This window comes from Verrucomicrobiia bacterium (assembly GCA_036268055.1).
GTDB lineage: Bacteria > Verrucomicrobiota > Verrucomicrobiia > Limisphaerales > Pedosphaeraceae > DATAUW01.
The window spans coordinates 339932-359724 of the sequence record DATAUW010000013.1 but is presented as its reverse complement, the minus strand read 5'-3'; the positions used below and the strand labels follow the sequence as shown (position 1 = coordinate 359724).

The window sequence follows — 19793 nt, the reverse complement described above, 5'->3', positions numbered from 1 at the left end:
ATCGGCCGCCAAGGGATGACGATCAACGCGATCCGGTCGTTGTTGCTGGCGGGGAGCGCGAAGAAGGGTTTGCGTTGCAGCCTGGAGATTGTCGAGGAGCAGGCGGGGCGTTAGTGCGCGTGCCGGAGTGCGGGGGATCGTGGTGGATTGCGCGTGATCGTGGGAGTTTAATGAAGATAGACGTGCTGACTTTGTTTCCGGCGATGTTCGTGGGACCGCTGGATGAGAGCATCGTGCAGCGAGCGCGCACGAACGGGATGTTGAATTTGTCGGTGGTGAATCTACGGGATTTCACGCATGACCGCCACAAGACGGTGGATGATAAACCGTTTGGCGGCGGGCCGGGAATGTTGTTGAAGCCCGAGCCGATCTTTGAAGCGGTGGAGAAATTGGCGTCGGACAAGACGCGGGTGATTTTGCTTTCGCCGACGGGGCGGAAGTTTGATCAGGCGATTGCGCGTGAGTTGTCGCAGCAGGAAGAATTGCTGTTGATTTGCGGCAGTTACGAAGGGTTCGACGAGCGGATCCGCGAGCAACTGGCCGATGACGAATTGTCCATCGGCGATTATGTGCTGACGAATGGCGCGCTGCCGGCGATGGTGATCATTGACGCGGTGACGCGGCTGCTGCCCGGCGTGCTGGGCGATGACGAGAGTTCGCGGGACGAGTCGTTCAGCGAAAATTTGCTGGAGTATCCGCACTACACGCGGCCAGCGGAATTTCGCGGGATGAAGGTGCCGGACGTGCTGCTCTCGGGCAACCATGCAGAAATCGCGAAGTGGCGGGCGAAGCAGGCGCGAGTGCGCACGGCGGAACGCCGGCCAGATTTGTTGAAATGATTTTAAAATAATGGCGCGGTGAGCGCCGGAAAGAATTTATGAACCAAGCATTACTTGATAAAATTGAATCGGAACAGTATCGCAAAACCGCGGTTGAATTTAGCGTGGGAGATTCTGTCAAAGTCCACACCAAGGTTGTTGAAGGCGACAAGGAACGCATCCAGATTTTCTCGGGCGTGGTCATCGGCCGCCGCGGACATGGAATGAACGCGACCTTCACCGTGCGCCGCATCAGCTACGGCGAAGGTGTGGAACGCGTGTTCCCGATTCATTCGCCGCGCGTTGACCGCGTTGAAGTGGAGCGTAAAGGCGCTGTCCGCCGGGCGAAGCTCACCTACTTGCGCAAGCGCCTCGGCAAGGGCGCCACGCTGGTGAAGGAAAAAGAAGGCCGCAGTGCTGCTGCGGATGCCGCCGCCGCCAAGTCCGCTGCGAAAGCGTCGGCCAAGACTGCCGCTGCCGAAGCTTCCGCCGCCGCCCCCGCGACCGCTTAATCCGCCACAACATATTTTCAAGAGCGAGGCTTCGGCTTCGCTTTTTCGCGTACTGTAGCGGCGATCTATGGGGACCGACTTCGCGGGAGAAGCGCCCACGGCGGGACTTGATTCTTCACTCCGAAAACTGCCCGTAATAAACCATCGTGTCACAGGCAAGCACGACTTTCCCATCGGATTGGTAGCGCTCAAAAAGTTTGTCCAACGCCTGAAGCATCGGCGCGTGATTCGGATGACCCGCTTCCGGCGCGTACGATGAGGAAAGTAATCGGCCTTGCAAACCGGCCCAATCAAAAACCTGGGCATTCGGAAATTCAGCATGCTTGAATCCATCCGGCCCGAAAAAAGAACCAAGCATTGAAAGGTCAACATTTCGGTGGTTCACCTCGCGATATTCGGTGGCATACGTTACGAGCAACTTTTCGTAATCCATCAGGAACGGCGACGCATTGATCTTGCGGTCATTCCAAATCAACGCCACGCAGCCGCCCGGTTTCAAGATCCGAAAAAATTCCCGCCGCGCCGCCTCGCGGTCGAACCAGTGGAACGCTTGGCCCGCGACAATCAATTCAATCGAGTGATCGGCAAGCGTCGTGGCTTCCGCGGTTGCGTGGACGCTTTGAAACTTCGGATAATCGCTGAGCAATCGTTCGCCCGCCTCGCGCATCTCGCGATTCGGTTCCACGCCGAAGACTCGATTCCCGTTCTTCAGAAATAATTCCGTCAATTTTCCTGTGCCTGAACCGATGTCCGCCACCAGCGATTCCGTCATAAGGCCACACGCCTTTTGCAAGAACGGAATAATCGCAGCCGGATAGCTCGGCCGATATTTCACATAATTCTCGACGCGACCGGAAAAGCGGGTGGTGGAATTCTTGATCACGAACTTATGCCGTTGTAAGTTTTAAAAAGGTGTTTGATCTGCGAAGCAAATTCGTCACCGCGCATGATGCGTTCCTCGCGCGTTTGCAGATTTTTGATTTTGATGGCGAGAATACCAGATGCGTCGTGTTCCACTTTGATCGTATGCGCCGCTTTAGTTTCCTGCGCGCGCTTGAATTGCTTATCCGGCTTAGCGGGCGTCAGCGAATACTCAATCGCGTAACCCGCGCTGCGCAAATCCTGGATCAGGCGCAGTGATTCGCCGCGCGACGCTTCATCTTCGATCAAACAAAACGCATCGAGCGCGGCATCGAATTTTGGCAGCAGGCCGCGCGCTTTTAACAATTCAAGCAACACCACGTCACCCAGTCCGAAGCCCAAGGCCGGCAGATTGACTTTGCCGCCGCTGAGAAGTTTCACCAAATTATCATAACGCCCACCGCCCGCGATGGCACGAAATTCTCCCTGTTGATCAAACGCCTCAAACACCACGCCAGTATAATATGCAAGCCCGCGAATGACCTGGTAATCCACCTTCACAAATTCGCCCAGCGCGCGCGCTTCAAGATTTTTCAGCACCGCGCCCAGTTCTTCCGTCGGCGCGCCGGTTTTGATGAACGACGTAATCTCTGCGTAAGAAAATCCGAGCTTCGCTAGTTTCTCCTCGCTGTGCGCGGGTTGTTCGCGCTCAAGTTTGTCTATGATCTGATAAAAATCATAAGCCTTCGCCGAATCCTGGCAGCGTTGATTAAAAAAATCCTGCCACGCATTGCGGCTGCTAAGGCGAATGACAAAATCCTTCGAGGTCAATCCAAATGCGCGCAGCGTATCAATCAACAATGCGATCAATTCGGCATCCGCCGCGACGTCTTGCTCACCAAAAATATCCGCATTGAATTGAAAGTGTTCGCGCAAGCGCCCCTTCTGCTGGCGTTCGTAACGAAACAACTGTGGCAGCGCGAACCACTTGATCGGCTTTTTATAATTGCGTTCGTGCGCGGCCACCATGCGCGCAAGCGTCGGCGTCATCTCAGGACGCAAGGCGATTTCGCGTTGGCCCTTGTCGGTGAAATTATAAAGCTGGCCGACAATTTCCTCGCCGCTTTTTGTCGTGTAAAGCTCAAGCGGTTCGAGTGGCGGGCCGTCGTATTCGCGAAAGCCATACCGCCGCGCTACCGAGCGCCATTTGTCGAAAATGTATTGCCGCGCGTCGGCACTCCAGACATCCGGGTGCGGAAGCGGTTCGGGATAGAAGTCGCGAAATCCTGGTAAACGATCCATATCAGTCGGGAAAGCTAAACGCGAAAAGGCTGCGCGAAGCAACTGTCAATTTTCGTTGGCGAAAGATAAGCGCCCGCCATTGCGGCGAGCGCCGGGAAATTCTGTTCAGATACCGGGAGGCGCAGGCGGGGGAGTTGTTTGATCCGGCGTGAGCTTGAGGACTTCCGCGCGCATTTCCTTGCCGGGTTTGAACTTCACCACCGAGCGTTGGGGAATGGGCACGTCTGTCGCGGGAGCATTCGGATTGCGGCCAATGCGCGCCTTGCGAACTTTCACTTCAAACACACCGAAGTTGCGCAATTCAACTTTATCTCCCTTCGACACCGCTTCGGCAATATAATCCAAAGTCTTCTGAACGACATCGAGGACCTGTTGCTGGACCAAGCCGGTTTCGTTGCTGATACGAATAACCAAGTCACGCTTTGTCATAGTCATTGTGGGTTGGTGAGGTTGAGCGTTAAACCATTAGTTTCCGATATACGTTATAGACCCGCTTGCCTGAATCGTCAAGTACGTAGTGCGCAAAAGCTTAGCGGGCCTCATTCAATGCGAATTGCGGCCAACGGCTTGCAAAATCGTCATGCCTTCCGCTTTCAAGCGTTCGCGCAAGCCCGTGACTATCCTCTTAGCAATTCCCGGGCCTTCATATACCAAACCCGTATAAACCTGCACCAACGCCGCGCCAGCCGTGATTTTCTCCCACGCATCCGACGCGTTAAAAATCCCACCCACTCCAATAATCGGCAGTTTTCCGCCAGTCTGCCGATAAATATGCCGCACCACCTCCGTGCTTCGCGCCGCCAAGGGACGCCCGCTCAACCCGCCTTCCTGCGCATAGATTTTCTTCAATGCCTCATGTTGAGACGCAGGCCGCGCGATCGTCGTATTCGTGGCCACGATTCCCGCGATGCGTCGCGGCCCAGTCAATTCCAAAATCTCGTCCAACGCCTCAAACGACAAATCCGGCGCGACCTTCACCAAAATCGGCTTCGGCGAAATGTTACCAACCGACGTCCGCGCTAGCGAATCATTCGTCTCCTGCAACGCCGCAAAAATTTCGTCCAACGCCACGCGATCCTGAAGCTGCCGCAATCCCGGCGTGTTCGGCGAACTCACATTCACCACGAAAAAATCCGCGTGCGGCCAAAGTAATTTCAACGACTCCGAATAATCCTTCGCCGCTTCGCCGAGCGGTGTGACTTTGGATTTTCCCAGGTTGATTCCCACCGGATGCTTCGGCCAGCGTCCGGCGCGATGCCACCTCTCCAATCGCTCCGCCATCGCCGCCGCGCCGGGATTATTAAATCCCATGCGATTGATCAGCGCTTCGTCTGCGACCGCTCGAAACATTCGCGGCGCGGGATTGCCGGGCTGCGCGTGCCACGTCACGCCGCCCAATTCGCTGAAACCAAAACCGAAAGATTCCCATACCGGAACCGCCGCCGCCTGCTTGTCCATTCCGGCAGCGAGGCCAACTGGATTTGGAAAATTCAAACCAAACGCCGTCACCGGCAATTCCTCTCCACCAAAAACTTTCGCAAGTGAATTGCAAACCACCTCATGCCGGCTCGCCCACGCGAGCGCGCCCAGGGTGCGATTGTGAATCTTTTCCGAGTCCTGGAAGAAGAGCAGGGGACGCAGCAGCGCGCGATAGCAACTCATGGCAAACGTCCCGTTGACACGCGGTCAGGACGGGTTGGGAACTTTTACGGCGCTCTCAGAAAAATGATGCTTCACGCCGTTGACATGCGGCTCACTTTTTTTCTGGGAAGTCTCAACCAAATTTCGGTAAGTCGCCAGCGCGAGCAACGGCCAGCTATTCCGGTACATGTCGTACTTCAAATAAAACACGCGCGGAAAACCCGTCCCCGTCGTCTCGTGTTCTGTCCACGAGCCGTCGGCATTTTGCGTCTGAATCAAATATTCGATTCCGCGCTCGATGCTTTCCCGATGCGGATCGTCGAACGCGCACAAGCCCATCACCGCCCACGCCGTTTGCGACGCCGTGCTCGGCCCCTGGCCTTTGAACACCGGGTCGTCGTAAGTATTGCAACGCTCGCCCCAACCGCCGTCCTCATGCTGCACGCTCTCCAGCCAGTCGCGCCCCTTCAGGAGCCACTGCTGCTGCATGTTGATCCCCAGCGCGCGCATGCCGCGTAACACCTGCCACGTGCCATAAACAAAATTCACACCCCACCGGCCGTACCACGAACCATCCTCTTCCTGTTCGTCGCGCAAAAACTGGATCGCCTTCTTGATCTGCGGATGATCAATGTTGAAACCCTCGTAGCCCATCAACTCCAAAATACGCGCCGTGATGTCCGCGCACTCGGGGTCCAGCATCGCGTTATGATCCGCGAACGGCACCTTCTCCAGAATGCCCTTCGTGCAATCCTTGTCGAACGCCGCCCAGCCGCCGTCCTTGCATTGGAACGCGAGCATCCATTTCAAGCCGCGCTGGAAACACTCATCGCGCGCCGTCGGATTGTCCGTCGGAATTTTTCGCAACGCTAGCAGCACCATCGCCGTATCGTCCACGTCGGGGTTCCATTTATTTTCAAACTCGAAAACCCACCCGCTCGGCTCCACGTCCACGGGATTCTTGTAATACCAATCGCCGCGAAAACGAATTTCCTTCGTCATCAGCCATTCGGTCGCTTGCTTCAACGCCGGATGATCGCTCGGCAAACCGGATTCGTGCAAACAGATCGCCACGATGGCCGTGTCCCAAACCGGCGAGAGGCACGGCTCGATGCGCACCGTCGTGGGCGTCTCGTGCTCGAGCTTTTTTAACTCCGCCTCTGCGCGTTTGATCTGTGGATGATCGTCGGGATAACCCAGCGCCTTCAACGCGATCAGCGAATTCAACATCGCCGGAAAAATCGCCGCCAAGCCATTCGAGCCTTCAAACCGTTCCAGCATCCACTCCTCGCATTTTTTTAGCGCGCGCCGCCGAAACGGATGGATGCCCGCATGCACGAACAACTCGGCAAATTTATGCAGCTTGTCGAGCCACAGGAAAAAATTACGCCACGTGATCGGCTGCGGATCGGGCCGCAACGCCATGTCGCGTTCGTGATAACCTTCGGGATACAACTCGTCGAGGTTCACCGGCGATTGCAACTGGCGCGTCGGTTTGAAATGATTGATGATCGCCAGCGGAACCAGCATCGAACGGCTCCACGAACTCATCTCGTAAAAATTCACGTGAAACCATTTGCCGATGAGGATCACCTCGCACGGAATCGTCGGCACATAATCCCACGGGAACAACCCCAGCAGCGCCAGATACAGCTTCGAGAAAGTATTCATGCGCGGCACACCGCCCAGGCTCAGTGCCATCGCGCGCGCCCGCAACAGCCGCGGGTCCGTCGCCGGAACTCCGGCGAGTTTCAGCGCCAGATACGCCTTGATCGTCGCATTCACCTCGGACGGGCCGCCGTAATAGATATTCCAGCCGCCGTCCGGCAACTGCATGGAAAAGATATGGTTGACCGCCTTGCGCTGCCAGTGCCGGTCCACCTTGCCGTTCCAATGATGATAAGCAATCGTATCCGAAACGATCGTCGAATCCACCATCAGTTCGCCGACCCAATATCCTTCGGGTTTTTGTTCCCGAAGCAGATAGTTCTGGGAACGGCGAATGGCATTTTCGAGATCGGCTCGCAGCCGAAATCCGAAGTCTGTTTGTAGCGGTTTGCTGTCCAGTTTACTGTCCTGAGTAAAAGTACCTGACACAGGCCATACTCTGCGAATACGCCGTCGCGCTGTAAAGTGTTTTATCACCAAGCGGGGGGGAAGGGCGGGCGAACCCACGAGCCGTAACTAATTTTCCCCAGCCTAAGCGAGCTTAAGCGAGCCAAGGCGAACTTATCCGGACCAAGGCGAACTATTTTTGCGAACTTACCCGAGCCAAACCGACCCAACCCGCATCAAATGGCTATTTTTATCCACTTCAGCCTTCAGAACACCCCAAATCACTAAAACCGGCCTTGGTGTAAATTCTCATCTCCTTTATCAAAGAACTGCCCCCACCATGCCACATCCGCCAAAGACAGTCCACCCTTCCATAGGTTACAAAATCGCATCGTCCAGCACATCGCCCCGACACTGACAACCGACAATCTGCGCAAGCTAGGGCTGCGCTGCTGCGCAGCCGCCCGAAGTCCCGCAGGGACGGCAGACCTTAGCCCAGCAATTTATTGCTGGGTTCACGTCCGTCACAAATCAAGTCCCGCAGGGACGAAAGAACTCCCCATATGAAACCAACGCCCACCTTTCATCCAACGCTCCTCATTAACTCCAAAAAACCTCTTCCCCCCGTAACCAATTCCCATTCCCCGCTCTGCGCCTCTGCGCCTCCGCGCCTCTGCGTCAAAATCAAATTATTTCAAAGCCCATGCCCCAATTTAGCCTTTGAACTTTTTACCCTGTGCCCTTAACTTGCCGCATGGTTTTGGAATTCACGAAAATGAACGGGGCCGGCAATGATTTCATTGTCGTGGACAACCGCGAACAGAAAGTCAAGCTCACCTCCGCGCAAGTCGTCCGCCTCTGCGACCGCCATCGCGGCATCGGCGCCGATGGCATCATGCTTTTGATTCCCTGCAAGTCCGGCAAAGCTGATTGGTCATGGGATTTCTTCAACAGCGACGGCAGCCTCGCCGATATGTGCGGCAACGGCGCCCGTTGCTTTGGCCGATTCGTCCAAAAACTGACCCGTAAAAGCGAATTCACCTTTGAAACCGGCGCGGGCGTCGTCAGCGCCGCCGTCGTCGGCGAACGCGTCACCGTCAGCCTCACTAAACCGCGCGACTTGCGCCTCGAGGAAAAAGTGAATTTCTCCAACGGCACTCATCCCATTCATTCGCTCAATACCGGCGTGCCGCATGCCGTGTTGTTCGTGCCCGATGCCGACCAGGCGATGGTCCAGCAATGGGGCCAGGAAATCCGCCGCCACGCGCACTTCGCCCCCAAGGGAACCAACGTCAATTTCGTGCAAAAACTCGGCCCCGGAACCATTCGCGTCCGCACTTACGAACGCGGCGTCGAAGGCGAAACCCTCGCCTGCGGAACCGGCGTGACCGCTTCCGCCCTCATCACCGCGCGCCTGCATCAACTGAAATCCCCCGTGCAAGTGCAAGTCCAGGGTGGCGACCTGCTCGAAGTCGGCTTCCAGCAAAACAACGATGACTTCACCGACGTGCGCCTCACCGGCCCGGCGGATTTCGTCTTTGAAGGCAAGATGGAAATTTAGCCGCGTTGGCCGTCCTCCCGAAACGGAAAAAACATGACTGAAAACAGGCTGATGGCTGGTGAAAGCAAGACTCCCTTTCCCGGGGAGCACACGCGCCCTCGCGTGTTCCGACGGGCGCCCCCGCCCGTCGGTCCCGCTTGGATGTTATTCAGAAAAATGCAGATAAAGATGTGGCCGGCGAGGGCGCCAGCCACTGCACGCGAGGGCGCGTGCGCTCCCAGGGAATAGATTTCATCACTGCCGACAAAATACCCACCTTTCATCTTTTCCGAAACGGGCAAAAAAACAGACTCGCCAAACGCCCCGCTTTCGCGGACTTTAACCGCGTAATTTGGATTAATAACACATGTTTACAGGAACTTATACCGCAATCGTCACGCCGTTTCGCAACGGACAAATTGATGAACTCGCACTCGAACGCCTCATCAAAGCCCAGATCAAGGGCGGCGTGGATGGCATCGTCCCCGTCGGCACCACTGGCGAATCACCCACGCTCAATTATCAGGAACACATTGATGTCATCCTGCTCTCGGTAAAGTTCGCGGGCGGCAAGATCAAGGTGCTCGCCGGAACCGGCGGCAATTCCACCAGCGAAGCCATTTACCTGACGCAACAAGCCGAGAAAGCCGGCGTGGACGGTTCACTCCAGGTCGCGCCCTATTACAACAAGCCAACGCAGGAAGGTTTGTTCCAGCATTTCCATGCCATCTCGCGCGCCACCAAATTGCCGATCATGCTCTACAGCATCCCTGGCCGTTGCGGCATCGAGATCGCCGTGGATACCGTCAACCGCCTCGCCCACGATTGCGTCAACATCGTCGGCATCAAGGAAGCCGGCGGCAATTCCGACCGCGTCAGCCAGCTTCGTGCCGCGCTCGGCGTGAACTTCGCCATCATGAGCGGCGATGATTCGCTCACGCTGCCTTTCATGTCCGTCGGCGCGCAAGGCGTCATCAGCGTCGCGTCCAATATCATTCCCAAAGAAGTTTCCTACCTCGTCAAAGCCTTCTCGATGGGCAAGCCCGACGTCGCCTTGAAAATCCACGATAAATATTATCCGTTGTTCAAAGACTTGTTTATCGAAACCAATCCGCTGCCGGTAAAAGCCGCGCTGGCAATGATGGGCTTGATCCACGAGGAATTTCGCCTGCCGCTCGTGCCGATGACCACGAAAAATCGTCTCGTGCTGAAAAAGACGCTGAAAGTCTGCGGCGTCCTCCGCTAATCTCACCCGCCCAAAAATTATGCCGAACGTCATCATCACCGGCGCGAAAGGCCGCATGGGCCAGATGCTCATCGCCTGCGCCGCGCGCATCCCCGAATTGAAAGTCACCGGCCAGATTGATGCCGGCGACGACCTGCGCTCCGTCATCGCTCACGGCGATGTCGTTATTGATTTCAGTTCCCACGACGCCACGCTGAACCTCGCGACGATTTGCGCCGAGAACAAAAAGCCCATCGTCATCGGCACGACCGGCCATTCCGACGCCGAAAAAACCGCGATCAAAAATCTGCAATCGAAAATTCCCATCGTGTTCGCGTCGAATTATTCGACCGGCGTGAACACGCTTTTCTGGCTCGTCCGCAAAGCCGCGGAAATCCTCGGGCCCGGTTTCGATTTGGAAATCATCGAGATGCACCATCGTCTGAAAAAAGACGCGCCCAGCGGAACCGCCGCCACGCTCGCGGAAATCCTCGCCGACGTGCGCAAAGAGCAGTTGGAAAAAGTCATCCGCCACGGCCGCGAAGGCCTCGTCGGCGCGCGCACCGCGACGGAAATCGGCATGCACGCCCTCCGCGGCGGTGATGTCGTCGGCGACCACACTGTTATGTTCGCCACCAACGGCGAACGCGTCGAATTAACCCACAAAGCCTCCAGCCGCGAAACCTTCGCCAACGGCGCCCTCCGCGCCGCCCAATGGGTCATCCAGCAAAAGCCCGGCCTGTACGACATGCAGGACGTTCTCGGCTTAAAATAAATTTTCGCGCGCGAGTGGCGATGTTGCTCATCTTGACACCGTCCTTTCCAGTAGAGGTGATATTTATTCCCGGGGAGCGCACGCGCCCTCGCGTGCAGTGGTTGGCGCCCTCGCCAACCACATCGGAAATGACGCGGAAACTCCATTTCATGCCGATATGAAAACCCCAATCGCATTCGTCGCCCTCGGTTCCAACCTCGGAGACTCGCGGCAAATTCTGAAGGGCGCCGTCGGGCATCTGCAAAATCTTTCCACACGGTCCCTGTTGCAATCCTCATGGTGGCAGACCACCCCGGTTGACTGCCCACCCGATTCGTCACCCTTTTTAAACGCGGTCATCGGCCTGCAACCGCTTCTCGGTGAAACGCCCGAGTCCTTGTTGATAAAACTTCAGAAGCTGGAAAAAGGATTCGGCCGCCAGCCAAAGAAAGTAATGAACGAAGCCCGCCCGCTGGACTTGGATTTAATCGCCTGGGGCGACGAAGTGAGAAACTCCGCCTCCCTCATCCTCCCGCACCCGCGCGCACGCGACCGCCGTTTCGTTCTCGAACCCCTAAGCGAAATCGCCCCCTCGCTAATCCTTCCCGGCGAAACCAAAACCGTAGCCCAACTCCTCGCCACCCTCCCACCCGACCCCGCCATGCGCCGCCTCACCGGCTAGGCCCAAGTACGCCAAACAATTTTATGACACGGCAAGTCACCGCCGCCGCTACGCCGCAGTCCCGCAGGGACGACCGAACTTAGCCCAGCCATTTATGGCTGGGTTTTAGTTCGCCTCCGATTCAAGTCCCGCCAGCAACGAAAGAATTTGATGAAAATCAATGCGGCGTACGCACGGATGATTTCAGAAATAGTTCTTTCGTCCTCGCGGGACTGCACGAAGCGGGATCCTTCTTACCATTTGGGGGCAGTGCGCGGATGCGCTCCTTCCCAATATTTATTGAAAATATTTGTTGCGTCGCAACATCTTTCAACGTAATTTCCCTTTGTAGGTCTGACTGTTTGCGAACGGTTAAGCAGTTTTATCACTTCTTCGGCGCAACAGTTTCCCAAAATTCTAAATTCAATAGTTTTCGGGGAATAGTCCCCAGACCGTTCACAGCTAGCTAAATAAATATGAGTACAGCGTCAAGTCCGGCAAACGCCGGTTCGGACATCGGGTCGGGTTACCTCGAGATTTCCGAAAAAGGCTTTGGTTTTCTGCGCACCGCCCAGAACCATTTTCATCCCAAGCCCACCGATATTTTTGTCACACCCGATACCATCAAGCGCAACTTCCTTCGCGAAGGCTGCCTGGTCATCGGCCCTACGCAACCGCCCCATCGTGGCAACAGTCCCCAGCTTAAAGCCGTGGACTCGGTCAACCAAATGGCCTTCTCGGATTATACGAAATCCGTCCGTTTCGAGAATCTCACCACGATTGATCCCATCGAGAAATTCAATCTTGAAACCGCGCCCGACCTGCTCGAGACACGCATCATTGACCTCGTCACGCCCATCGGCAAAGGCACGCGCGGTTTGATCGTCGCGCCGCCACGCACCGGCAAGACCACCATCCTCAAGCAGATCGCCAACGCTGTCACCACGAACCATCCCGAAGTGCATGTGCTCGTGCTGTTGATTGACGAACGTCCCGAGGAAGTCACCGATTTTCAACGCTCCGTTAAAGCTGAAGTCGTCGCTTCGTCGAACGACCAGGACCTCGAAACCCACGTGCGCCTTTCGCGTTTCATGATCGAGCGCTGTCGCCGCATGGTTGAGTCCGGCAAAGACGTTTTCGTTCTCCTCGATTCCATCACCCGCGTCGCCCGCGCTTACAACAGCGTTCACGGCGGCAGCGGCCGTACGATGACCGGCGGTGTGGATGCCCGCGCCCTCGAAATTCCCCGCAAGATGTTCGCCTCCGCGCGCAAAATCGAAGAAGGCGGCTCGCTCACGATTCTCGCCACCGCGCTCGTGGACACCGGTTCGCGCATGGACGAACTGATCTTCCAGGAATTCAAAGGCACTGGTAACATGGAGTTGGTTCTCGACCGCAAACTTTCCGACCGCCGTTTGTTCCCCGCGATTGACATCCCCAAGAGCGGCACGCGCAAGGAAGAAAAACTTTTCCCGGCCAAGCAAATCGAAGCCGTGCGCAAATTGCGTCGCACGATGGTGGACCTCAATCCCATCGAAGCGATGGAGACGCTCCTCGCCGCGTTGAAGAAGCACAAGACCAACGACGAGTTGCTCGCGAAGCTTGCGGTTTAAGCGATGCGGCCTCGCGCTCGCATGAAACCCAAGGCCAAAACCGCCCACGTGCCGCTCTCGCGCCCGCCGCTGGAGCGCATGATGCGCATCCACACCGCGATTCAATCCGGCAAATATCCCAACGCCGCCACGCTCGCGCGCCAACTCGAAGTCAGCACCAAGTCCATCCATCGCGACATCGAATTCATGCGCGACCGCATGGAGTTGCCGCTGGAATACGACGGCTCGAAGTTCGGCTATTATTACACCGGAACCGTCAGTTCCTTTCCCACGCTGCAAATCACCGAAGGCGAACTCTTCGCGTTGCTGGTCGCGGAAAAAGCGCTGCAACAATATCGCGGCACCAATTTCGAGAAGCCGCTCATCAGTGCTTTCAAGAAAATGTCCGCGTCGCTTCCCGACACCATTTCCCTGAACCTCGCGGATTGGGAGCAAACTATTTCCTTTCGCACCCGCGCCGAGCCGATTCTCAATCTCGAAATCTTTTCCGCCCTCGGCAAAGCCACTGCGCAACGCCAGCAGCTTGAATTGACCTATCGCAAGCCCGGCCAGCGCGAAGCCGAAATCCGCATCGTTGACCCATATCATCTTGGCAACATCAACGGCGAATGGTTCATGTTCGGCTATGATCACTTGCGCAAGGACATCCGCACCTTCGCCCCTGCGCGCATCAAGGCGATGAAGTCCACGGGCAAAACTTTTCCGCGCCCGCATAAATTCTCGCTCGAAAAGAGACTGCGCGACAGCTTCGGCGTCCACTCCGCCCAGGGCGAATTTCAAATCATCATCCGCTTCAACGAACAAGTCGCCGACTACATCCGCGAAAAACGCTGGCACGATTCCCAGCAGTTGATTGAGTTGGTCGACGGCGGCGTGGAACTTCATTTAAAATTATCGAGTCTCCCGGAAATTGAGCGCTGGATTTTAAGTTGGGCAGGCAACGCAGTAGTCGTTCAACCCGCCGAACTCGCCGAGATGGTAAAAAAAGCCGCTGAGAATATTTTGAAAAGCCAGTCGGCGCCGCCGCAGTCCCGCAGGGACGACAGATCTTAGCCCAGCAATTTATTGCTGGGTTAAAGTCTCTTTAAGTCAAGTCCCGGAGGGACGAAAGAAGTTTCGATATTCTGCACCATTAAAAACCAAACTCACTCTTCCACCGGCAATTTAAACTTCGGACACTGGCTGAGAAATTGCAGCGGGTTCTGGTAAATCAATTTATCAATCGCCTCCGCGCGATGCCCGCGCTTGCGCATTTCAATCGCCGTTTTTGGCACCGCCAGCGGATCGCTGATGCCCCAGTCGCACGCGCAATTCATCCAGACCCGTTCGTTGCCATACATCTCCACCATGTCAATCGCGCGCGCGGGCGAACATTTTGATTCGGGGTAAAGCGTCATCCCCGCCCACATGCCCGCATCGAGCACCAGCTTCACCGTGTGCTCCTCCACATGATCAATAATCACCCGGTTCGGCCGGATGCGCCGGTCGTTCCTGATCAAATCCACGATCAGCCGCGTCCCCTTGAACTTGTCCTCGAGATGCGGTGTATGCACGAGAATCAACTGATTATGTTCCGCCGCCAGATTCACGTGCTTCTCCAGCACCTTCATTTCATTGCGGCTATTTTTGTTCAAACCGATTTCGCCGATGCCCAGCACATTCGGCTTGTCCAAAAATTTTGGAATGATCGCCAGCACATCATCCGCGAGCTTTAAATCTTCCGACTCCTTGGGATTGATGCACAACCACGAAAAATGCGGCAGTCCAAATTTCGCCGCGCGCTTCGGCTCATGCTCCGTAAGCTGGCAAAAATAATCGTAGAATCCGTCCGCCGAACTGCGATCAAACCCCGCCCAAAATGCCGGCTCACAAACCGCCTGGCATCCCGCCGTGATCATGTCCTGGTAATCGTTGGTGACGCGGCTCACCATGTGAGCATGTGGTTCGATGTAACGCATGATAAATTTGAAAATAAAATACTCAGCGCGGTCCCACCCACGCACCCACCGCGCCTTTGCCCGGCGCCTTCTCAATCGGCTCAGACGTCGTATCGCTCAGCGACATCAATACCCGCCGCGCCTTGCCCGTTTCGGGATTGCTCAACTCCTCCATCGCCGCGCGCAAAGCATCCAGCCGAAAATCCGCCTCGCCCTCGGCCCGTTCCACGCGATCCAAAAACGCTGCCAAATCAATCAGCTTCGACCGCGCATCCATAAAATAAATATCCAATATTTGCTGTCGTGTCATAACTTCACCAACCATTTGACGTTCACCAACGGAACCATTATTCGACTGCGCATTTTTTGTAACAGCACATCCAGGCAGCCCGTCACTTCATTAACTCTCGGTTTCAGCCGAGGGACACCGCAAGCGAATAAACAGAAAACCGTTTCAACGGTTTTCAATCGGGCAGCTTCAAAAACACAAGCTGCTTTCTACGATTCAAAGATAACATCACTTCTCCTACAACATCCTTTTTTTCGCGTTTCCATCCACGCGACTACCGTATCGGCTGTTCCCGCCGCCGCCGTCGCTAAAACATTATGATCCGCCAAAAATGTTTTTCCGCAACGGTACCCCGGACAGTTTAGACGCAGCCATCTGCGAACCAAAAACCACGGCACCAAAGGATCTACCAATCCAGCCAGATAATAGACAGGAAGCTTCGTTTGGCAGGCTATCGGACGAGGATCATAATCATCCAGTGAGGCCAATCGCCTCTCCATTGCCTGCAAATCCAAATCTGTCCGGCGATCACGAAACTCGTCAATCAGTTTCAATGCGTCAGGCGAATGGCGATGCCGAAAACGGGAATACGCTTCATAGATTTTCCATAACCATCTTCCGATAATTTTTGGAGTATGGCGGACGAGCCAGCGAACTAGTGGAGGTCCCCACTTCCAGGGATGTTTTACAAACCCTCCGGCTAAAACCAATCCCTCAACCAAAAAAAATTTATTACTCTTTGACAGTATCGCCCACGCGACTTGTGATCCGAAAGATTCCGCCAGAAGCCATCCGGTTTTGATTCCGCTTCTTTGCAACATCAGATCAACCGCATCCGCATAATCGTTCGGTGACCACGTAAGTGAACGCGGATACGTTACGACAACAAACCGGACTCTGCCTTTTAACGCCACTTGAAATGCTCCAATCAAAGTCCAGTCTCCGTGCAAGCCGGGCAAATAAACCAACGTCGGAAGAGAGCTATCACCGCAAATCCTTATCTGAAGCTCTTCGGTCACAGCTTTTTCTCTTCACCAAGTTTATCCAACTCCCGATAATCAATCTTCCCCGTTCCCAGCTTCGGAATTTCTTTCACCACTTTTATTTCTCGCGGCACGCTCAAGTTGCTCAGCCCTTTGCTTTTGATCGCATTGCGAATTTCATCCATCTGCAACTTGGGTTCATTCGTTACCGCAATCAACATTTCGCCCTTGCCTTCATCCGGACGCGTGATCACCGCGACCTGGCAGCGAAGTCCGTATTGTGGAAACGCTCCCGCCAGCGCGTCTTCGACCGCCGTCAAACTCACCATCTCGCCGCTGACCTTCGCAAACCGTTTCATGCGTCCGCGAATGAAAAAATATCCTTCCGGGTCCACACTCACGACATCGCCCGTATCATACCATCCATCCAGGCCCTTGGACTTCGCGTTGGCATCGGCGTTGAGATAACCCTGCATCACGTTCGGCCCGCGCACGAACAACCTTCCGCCCTCGGTCACGCCTTCGGTCGGCTCCAGCTTATATTGCATGCCCGGAAGCAATTTCCCCACCGAACCGTAACGCGGTCCCAACGGTGTATTCACCGTGATGCACGGTGCGCATTCCGTCGCGCCATAACCTTCCAGAATGCGCACGCCGAATTTCTGCGACCATGTTGTTGCGGTCGTCTCTTGGAGTTTCTCAGCGGCCGCAAATAAATATCGCATCGTCCGAAAATCATACGGATGCGCCTTGCGCGCGTAACCGTTGAGAAACGTATTCGTGCTCAAAAAAATCGTGCTGTCCGTGTCATAGAACGCGGCGGGAATCACGCGGTAATGCAACGGCGTCGGATAAATGAACGTATAAATTCCGCGCACCAACGGCAGCAACGTGCCGACTGTCAACCCAAAGCTATGAAATAACGGCAAACAATTAAACATGCGGTCATCGTCCTTGATGTCCGTCACCGCGAGCATTTGCCGCATATTTGAAAGTAAATTTGTATGGGTCAGCGCCACGCCTTTCGGCACGCCTTCCGAGCCGCTCGTGAAAAGCACCACGGCCGGCTGCGGATAGTCACTTGGCGGCGCGTGCGCGATTGTGCTCAACGAGTGCGGGTTGAAAGTCATCCGCAACAACGAGAAAAATTTTTGCGCTCCACCAATTCGTTCCCGCACGTCTTCGAGAAAAATAAATTTGATTCCCGCATCCGTCATCGCGTCCAGCTTCAATCGCGCGCGCTCCAGAAACGCCCGCGATGTGATAATTTGCTTGAGCCCCGCCAACTGGGAACAGGCAAGCATCGTCGCCGTGCCCGTTGAAAAATTTAAGATCGCCGGGACTTTTCCGAGATGCCACAGACTCAAAAGCAGGACGGGCAGAGCATTCACGTTCGGCATCAGGACACCGATATTTTTCTCGTCGTCCGTCAAAATATTCTTTAACGGTTGCGCCAGGGCATCCGCACCCACCAGCATCCGCCGATAAGTCAGCGGTTGCCGCGAAACATCTTCAAGAACACGCTGATGCGGACGCTGCGTCGCCATCTCCACCAATGCCGAGAGCACATCTTTGGGGCCGAATTCCATCTCCACCTTGAACTGCTGGCCCACCATCTGATCGCGCAGCCAGGTCGTTAATCGGACTCGCGCTTGTGCCACGCTGCTCACTTCCATTTTAGGCGGTGTCAGGACTTCGCCGTAATGCGCCGTGATTTTTGGAAACCATTTCTTGGGCGCGGGATTTGGTGAATACGGCAGCCGCGAAGCGCCACGCAACTGGCAGGTGATGACTTTCGCATGGGTTTTGAGCAACAAAAAGCCCGTGCCTTCAAAAAGTTTCATCAGCGTGCCGGTGCGCGACAGCCGGCCTTCCGCAAACAACACAAGCCGTCCATTGTTTTGCAGATGTTCGGCCATGCGTTTCACCGCGAAGGGAGAATTCGTATCAATCGGAAACGTGCGTTTGTTCAGCATGATTTTCCGATGCACCCAGCTCGTCTGCGCCGCCGTGCTAGACACGACAAATTTCCAATCCGAATCCACGCACACACTGATGAACAGCCAATCCAGCCATGACGTGTGATTCGGCACGAGCAGCACCGGGCCCGGTGTCTTCAACACTTCCTCGTTGTACGCGCGAAAGCGAAAAAAGAGGCGCAACAGCAATCGAATGAATGCGGTCATAGTGGGTTGGGATTTTCTAATGAAATTTTCCGCTTGCGAACGCAACTGAAAATAAACCACACACTCGCCGCTGCCGTCACGCCCACGCAAATGCGAGCCATAACCCGGTCAGGTGGAATCGTTCCGCTCCCCGGAAGCCGAAGCGTCGTGGAAAGCATCGCTCCCTCACCCGGTGTCGGCGCGGTTGTCAAAACTCGGCCATCCAGATTGACGGCTTGTGAAATTCCCGAACTCGCCAGCCGGAAAATGGGCAAGCCGTATTCCGCCGCGCGCGTCGGAGCGATTCGCGCGTGTAACTCATGCTGATGCCGTCCCCAATCCACGACATCCATCGTCGGCACGATGATGGCCTGCGCGCCCAGTCGCACCAATTCATCCGTGACGCGCGAATAACTCAAATCGTAGCAGATGCAAATTCCCAGTTTGCCCCACGGCGAATTCCACAGCTTTTGGCCGGTGGCGGGCAATCCGTCTTTGAAGAATTGAACCGGAATGCACTTTGCCTGCTTGAAAATAATCGTTCCGTCAGGCCCGATGACAAACGCGGTGTTATAGTAATTGGTTTTGTCTATCGCATCTTTTCCGCCAACGATCAAATAACGCTGATTTTTTCTACACCAGTTTTTGACGATCTCCGGCACGGGTCCGTCGAAAGTACATTCACTCAATACCAGCAATCGAACCTGGGGAAACGCCTGCACAAGTTTGTTCAGGCCATCCAGCGCTTCAAGTTCCGAAGGAAATTCCATTTGCACGCCCGCGACGCGCAAGTCTGAAGGCAGCGACGACGCATTGAGAATTCGCGGAGGAGTGAGATTGGTCAAGATGCCAAGATAAAGGAGCAGGCCGAGTGAGGTGTAAATCTGCGGCTTGCGCGAGAGCAGTGAGCACATCGAAATGCCAGTCATGATCACGAAGGCAATTCCATAGACGCCCACATATCTCATCGGCAACCAGGATAAAGTTTTTGCAAATGCCAGCCCGGGGCTAAGCCACGAAAATCTTAGGAAGTAAAGTTCACTGCGAAAATATTCGAGCCCAGTCCAAAGAAATGGCAACAATACAACTCCAACCAATGGCCCAAACTCCCGGCGGCTCAGCCGTCCGAGTGATACGAAGAGCGCAATCCAAAATGCCAGCACGCACCAAAGTCCAATTGCCGCCGGACCAAAGATTTCCCAGAAAAACATTGCCTGCGGCGCACAGGTGGCAAAGCCAACGCCCAAACCGAAATAGAATGCGTGGCGAGAGGTTGCGAGACGAGTCAGTTGAAATAGACTCCAGAGATAGACCGCGATTAAAAAACTGCACGATGCATACGTGTAAGCCAGTTGAAAAGCGACCATGCCCGCCAGCGCTATCCAAAGCGCCTCGCGCCACGACAAATCGCGTTGTATGGGATTTGATGCCTCCACA

General features: G+C 55.3%; 18 protein-coding genes. 8 read left to right on the top strand and 10 right to left on the bottom strand.

The features are described 5' to 3' along the window. The first annotated feature begins 170 nt into the window (after positions 1–170). Positions 171–839 carry a tRNA (guanosine(37)-N1)-methyltransferase TrmD gene (trmD, locus tag VH413_08475; GenBank protein ID HEX3798723.1) on the top strand — a complete coding sequence of 223 codons (669 nt, stop codon included), beginning with the start codon at positions 171–173 and terminating at the stop codon, positions 837–839. A gap of 38 nt (positions 840–877) precedes the next feature. Further along, positions 878–1330 (top strand): 50S ribosomal protein L19, encoded by a 453-nt coding sequence (rplS, locus tag VH413_08470; GenBank protein HEX3798722.1) that lies wholly within the window; start codon positions 878–880, stop codon positions 1328–1330. Between the two features lie 115 nt (positions 1331–1445). Here rplS and VH413_08465 read toward each other — a convergent pair whose 3' ends face one another. The 5 genes from VH413_08465 to shc all read right to left on the bottom strand — a co-directional run bounded on the left by VH413_08465 (position 1446) and on the right by shc (position 7231). After that, entirely contained in the window at positions 1446–2213 is a 768-nt protein-coding gene (locus tag VH413_08465) for a class I SAM-dependent methyltransferase (protein ID HEX3798721.1), read from the bottom strand. Then, entirely contained in the window at positions 2210–3493 is a 1284-nt protein-coding gene (gene hisS / locus VH413_08460; protein ID HEX3798720.1) for a histidine--tRNA ligase, read from the bottom strand. Before hisS ends, VH413_08465 begins: the two co-directional genes overlap by 4 nt. Before the next feature lie 105 nt (positions 3494–3598). Then, on the bottom strand, positions 3599–3928 hold the full coding sequence (locus VH413_08455) for an HU family DNA-binding protein (GenBank protein HEX3798719.1): 330 nt from the start codon (positions 3926–3928) through the stop codon (positions 3599–3601). Between the two features lie 108 nt (positions 3929–4036). After that, positions 4037–5155, bottom strand: coding sequence for a quinone-dependent dihydroorotate dehydrogenase (locus VH413_08450; protein ID HEX3798718.1), 1119 nt, complete (start codon positions 5153–5155; stop codon positions 4037–4039). A gap of 24 nt (positions 5156–5179) precedes the next feature. Then, positions 5180–7231: a squalene--hopene cyclase gene (shc, locus tag VH413_08445; protein ID HEX3798717.1), complete on the bottom strand. Its 2052-nt coding sequence runs from the start codon at positions 7229–7231 to the stop codon at positions 5180–5182. Between the two features lie 733 nt (positions 7232–7964). On the opposite strand from shc, the gene dapF reads away from it, so the two are divergent. The 6 genes from dapF to VH413_08415 all read left to right on the top strand — a co-directional run bounded on the left by dapF (position 7965) and on the right by VH413_08415 (position 14035). Further along, positions 7965–8750, top strand: a complete 786-nt coding sequence (dapF, locus tag VH413_08440) for a diaminopimelate epimerase (GenBank protein ID HEX3798716.1) — start codon at positions 7965–7967, stop codon at positions 8748–8750. Positions 8751–9096: 346 nt separating this feature from the next. Then, positions 9097–9975, top strand: coding sequence for a 4-hydroxy-tetrahydrodipicolinate synthase (gene dapA / locus VH413_08435; GenBank protein ID HEX3798715.1), 879 nt, complete (start codon positions 9097–9099; stop codon positions 9973–9975). 19 nt (positions 9976–9994) lie between these two features. Beyond that, the gene (gene dapB, locus VH413_08430; protein ID HEX3798714.1) at positions 9995–10729 is read left to right on the top strand and encodes a 4-hydroxy-tetrahydrodipicolinate reductase; all 735 of its coding nucleotides are present in this window, start codon (positions 9995–9997) and stop codon (positions 10727–10729) included. 157 nt (positions 10730–10886) lie between these two features. Then, complete coding sequence (folK, locus tag VH413_08425; GenBank protein ID HEX3798713.1) at positions 10887–11390, top strand: 2-amino-4-hydroxy-6-hydroxymethyldihydropteridine diphosphokinase; 504 nt, start codon at positions 10887–10889, stop codon at positions 11388–11390. A gap of 455 nt (positions 11391–11845) precedes the next feature. Further along, positions 11846–12982: a transcription termination factor Rho gene (gene rho, locus VH413_08420; protein HEX3798712.1), complete on the top strand. Its 1137-nt coding sequence runs from the start codon at positions 11846–11848 to the stop codon at positions 12980–12982. 3 nt (positions 12983–12985) lie between these two features. After that, entirely contained in the window at positions 12986–14035 is a 1050-nt protein-coding gene (locus VH413_08415) for a WYL domain-containing protein (GenBank protein HEX3798711.1), read from the top strand. 92 nt (positions 14036–14127) lie between these two features. Here VH413_08415 and VH413_08410 read toward each other — a convergent pair whose 3' ends face one another. The 5 genes from VH413_08410 to VH413_08390 form a co-directional block, all read right to left on the bottom strand. Continuing rightward, the gene (locus tag VH413_08410) at positions 14128–14940 is read right to left on the bottom strand and encodes a TatD family hydrolase (GenBank protein HEX3798710.1); all 813 of its coding nucleotides are present in this window, start codon (positions 14938–14940) and stop codon (positions 14128–14130) included. Between the two features lie 22 nt (positions 14941–14962). Next, a complete protein-coding gene (locus VH413_08405; GenBank protein ID HEX3798709.1) occupies positions 14963–15229 on the bottom strand; it encodes a hypothetical protein in 267 nt (88 codons plus the stop codon). A gap of 188 nt (positions 15230–15417) precedes the next feature. Continuing rightward, entirely contained in the window at positions 15418–16227 is an 810-nt protein-coding gene (locus VH413_08400) for an alpha/beta hydrolase (protein ID HEX3798708.1), read from the bottom strand. After that, positions 16224–18377, bottom strand: a complete 2154-nt coding sequence (locus tag VH413_08395; protein HEX3798707.1) for an AMP-binding protein — start codon at positions 18375–18377, stop codon at positions 16224–16226. Before VH413_08395 ends, VH413_08400 begins: the two co-directional genes overlap by 4 nt. Beyond that, positions 18374–19792, bottom strand: coding sequence for a nitrilase-related carbon-nitrogen hydrolase (locus tag VH413_08390; GenBank protein HEX3798706.1), 1419 nt, complete (start codon positions 19790–19792; stop codon positions 18374–18376). Before VH413_08390 ends, VH413_08395 begins: the two co-directional genes overlap by 4 nt. Between the last annotated feature and the right edge of the window lies 1 nt (position 19793).